Annotated in this window: 4 protein-coding genes; 2 read left to right on the top strand and 2 right to left on the bottom strand. The window is 42.2% G+C overall.

Translation table 11 applies throughout. The features are described from left to right. Positions 1 to 628: SirB1 family protein (locus G4P69_RS36245; RefSeq protein ID WP_208354725.1), on the top strand; the 628-nt coding region annotated here is incomplete at its 5' end. Between the two features lie 30 nt (positions 629 to 658). Here the strand turns inward: G4P69_RS36245 and G4P69_RS36240 are convergent. Continuing rightward, positions 659 to 1096: an SRPBCC family protein gene (locus G4P69_RS36240; RefSeq protein ID WP_208354724.1), complete on the bottom strand. Its 438-nt coding sequence runs from the start codon at positions 1094 to 1096 to the stop codon at positions 659 to 661. 92 nt (positions 1097 to 1188) lie between these two features. Beyond that, entirely contained in the window at positions 1189 to 2664 is a 1476-nt protein-coding gene (locus tag G4P69_RS36235; RefSeq protein ID WP_208354723.1) for a GTP-binding protein, read from the bottom strand. Positions 2665 to 2741: 77 nt separating this feature from the next. Between G4P69_RS36235 and tpiA the strand changes: the two genes are divergently transcribed. Then, complete coding sequence (gene tpiA / locus G4P69_RS36230) at positions 2742 to 3467, top strand: triose-phosphate isomerase (RefSeq protein WP_208354726.1); 726 nt, start codon at positions 2742 to 2744, stop codon at positions 3465 to 3467. The last annotated feature ends 167 nt before the right edge of the window (positions 3468 to 3634 follow it).

Here is a 3634-nt window from a genome sequence, read left to right as displayed (position 1 = left end):
ACGCGTTATTCAGGCTATTAATCAGTATCTCTATGATGATTTAGGATTTGCTGGCAATCGAAAAGACTTCTACGATCCTCGCAACAGTTTCTTCAATGAAGTTATTGATCGACGAGTTGGGATTCCTATTACCCTATCGCTGGTTTACTTAGAAATTGCCCGAAGGATTGATTTTCCTATGGTTGGGGTGGGAATGCCAGGACATTTCTTAATTCGTCCAGATCTTCCAGAAATGGAGCTTTTTGTGGATCCGTTTAATTCTGGGGAAGTGATGTTTGCTCAAGACTGCCAGGAAAGACTTTCTCAAATTTATCATCGACCAGTACCGCTACAACCAGAGTTTGTGGCAACAGTCACTCCTCGACAATTTTTACTACGAATGCTGACGAATCTAAAAGCGACTTATCTACGTCTACACGAGTTTGAAAAAGCCTTGGCGGCAGTTGATCGGATTTTACTTTTATTTCCTGGTATACCTTTTGAGTTGCGCGATCGCGGTCTTCTTTGCTATCATCTTGGCCTATTTTCTCAAGCTGCTGACGATCTACAAAATTATTTAGACAAAGCTCCCAATGCCTTCGACGCTCACGAAATTAGGCGGTTACTAGCCCAGATTAATCTTGAATAACAGTAAACCGTTATTTCCGAAACAGAAAACTTACATCCTTTCTGCTAGCTGTTTGAGCCGATGTAGTTGAGCTTGCATGTCCTGTTTAGTCCAAGCTTCAGCAAAGGTTTGAAAACCCCAACTCACAAGAGGGTTAGGAATCTCAAATTCAAAACGGTTCACCAAGCGCGTTCCTTTCTCAATTGGCTGACATTCCCAGCGATCGCAGCCTTGAAAAAAACCTTCAAACTTCCACACTATCAACCCAGGTCGTCTTTCCACAACTGTGCTATTTAATTTAGGTTCTATGATTGGTATTTGAATGATGAAATAGCTTTTGCTACCTACATCAGTACTCCAATCACCCACAGGTTCACAACGTAAAGCTGGGTTCAGCCAACGGTGCATTAATGACAGATCAGTAATACAGCGCTCGACTACTGTAGCTGTTGCATTAATTTGAATTGATTGTTCAAAAACTTCTGACATTCCAATTCTTTGATGCTATTGGCGCACGCTTACTAACTTGATATTATGCACAGTTAAGCACATATACTAGGCTATATTGTAACACATTTCGGCTAACGCTTGACTTTTTTAAGCAACTCATCTTTTATCCGGCTGAGAATTGAGCTTTCATCTAAAGATGATACAATTCTGGTAATCACGGCTTTAGGGCCATCAGGACCCCAATTTGCGCCATTAGCTAAATAAGCTTTGGTAACTTGACCAATACCATAGGAAGAAACACCAGCCACCGCCCCTTGAGTTACAGCTACAGATAGGTAGGGACCAAATGTTACCCCTCCAGTGGCGGGTGCAGAAATTCCAAGTAAAGTTTTTAGAGAACTTAAACCTAAGTTTGCTAGTAGTTCGCTGGCACCAATACCACCCATACTGAGAGCAATTTTTTGTAATAATTTTACTGCTCCTGTTTCCGTCATAGGAATAGCATACAGTTTTGATAACCCTAGAATCAAGAAAATATCAATTACCGTAGCACTGAGAATATCCACTACTGTGATCGGGTTAAGAGCAGTAGCTATAGCCTTAGTCATCACAGCCTTCCAAATCAACTGGTTCGCACTTTGCTCACGAATTGCCAGTTTCCGCTCTACCAATTGCTCATTCACATTATCAGTGTAAAGCATTGTGTTAAGAGCAACCAAAGCTTTGCCCTCCTGGTGCAGGATCTCTAAAATTTTGAGCTTTAGTTCCTCAACTTGGGGTTTACCTTTACTCGTCTGCAATTCCCTAGTACCATCAGGGCGACGAACGGCTGTTTTTACTAATGGTGATGCTGCCACCATGACAATTTCCTCTGGTGAAAGTAACTCACGCACTCGTTCATCTCGGATTTTTTGGTAAATTGCCATTCGATCTGCTTGTGGATATTGATCTATTTTGTTGAACACCAACAAGATAGGTTTACCTGCTTTGCGTAACAGGGAAAGGGCTTCGTATTCAACTTTAGTCATATCGCCTGCAATCACAAACAAAAGCAGATCCGCTTGTTTTGCGACTTGTTCTGCTAAAGCAGCGCGAGTTTCACCATCTACTTCGTCTAAACCAGGGGTGTCGATCAATTCCACTTGAGATTGATCTGTCGCTTTTAAAGAGACTCGTACAGTTTGCTCTGTTTGCCCAATAGATTCTTCTGTAAGACTCCAGTTAGCTGTTTGAGCTACACGAGTTACGCCATGCAATGAACCTGTTTCAAAAACTTCTTGCCCGACTAAGGCATTCAGCAGAGAAGATTTCCCTGTTCCAACCATGCCAAAAGCAGCAATCTGTACCATCATCTGCTCTAGCTTTCCTACCATGGTTTCCAAATCGGCAATTTCGGTTTCCAACCCCTGTTTTTCGGTGGGTGTGAGGTTGAGATTTGCTACCAGGTTCCTTAGTGCTGTTTGTGCTTGTTTATAATTGAGTTCTGCCTGAATGTCGTCAAAGCTAAAAATAGCCTCATCCATTTCTTTACCAGAGTTCGGAGAATTTTCCTCTTGGTTGGGCGAGTGATTGTTGTACGGTTCAGGCATAGGCAATATTGAAGTCATATTTTTACAATTAACTCTTAAAACGTCATAAACTGAAAAATGCATCTAGTAGCTTTTAATAATTGACTAAATTACCTGTGCGAAAAATTGTTATTTCTGGTAACTGGAAAATGTTCAAAACCCAGGCAGAGTCTGAGGATTTTTTACGCGGATTTCTGCCTACCCTAGAGGAAACCCCTCATGACAGAGAAGTCGTATTGTGCGTACCGTTCACTGACTTAAATGTATTATCCAAAAATTTACATGGTAGTCGCATACATCTAGGGGCGCAAAACGTCCACTGGGAAGAAAGTGGAGCCTATACGGGTGAAATTTCTGCACCAATGCTAACAGAAATTGGGGTACGCTATGTGATTGTCGGTCACAGCGAACGGCGACAGTTCTTCGGAGAAACCGATCAAACTGTCAATCTACGCCTCAAGGCTGCTCAACGAAATGGTTTGACTCCGATTCTTTGTGTGGGTGAAACTAAAAAACAACGGGATACGGGCGAAACTGAATTAGTGATTAGTGAGCAAATAAAAAAAGACTTGGTTGATGTAGATCAAGAAAATCTGGTGATTGCTTATGAACCAATTTGGGCGATCGGCACTGGTGACACTTGTGAATGTCTGGAAGCTAATCGGGTGATTGGTTTAATTCGCAAGCAATTAAGCAATCCCAATGTCCCAATTCAGTATGGTGGTTCTGTGAAGCCAAATAACATAGATGAAATCATGGAACAACCAGAAATTGATGGCGTTTTAGTTGGAGGAGCAAGTCTCGAACCTGCGAGTTTTACTCGAATTGTGAATTTTAAGTAGATTAGTGGGCGTGGGGCATGGAGCATGGAAAAATTGCAACCTTTAACCATCGCCCATCACCCATTACCCATTACCCATTACCCATTGCCCTATGCCCTATGCCCTATGCCCTATGCCCTATGCCCCATGCCCCATGCCCCATGCCCATAAAAAATTTAATGATTCGC

Source organism: Aetokthonos hydrillicola CCALA 1050 (assembly GCF_017591665.1).
GTDB classification, from domain to species: domain Bacteria; phylum Cyanobacteriota; class Cyanobacteriia; order Cyanobacteriales; family Nostocaceae; genus Aetokthonos; species Aetokthonos hydrillicola.
Note: the sequence above shows the minus strand (reverse complement) of the source record. Positions and strands in the feature narration are given on the sequence as shown.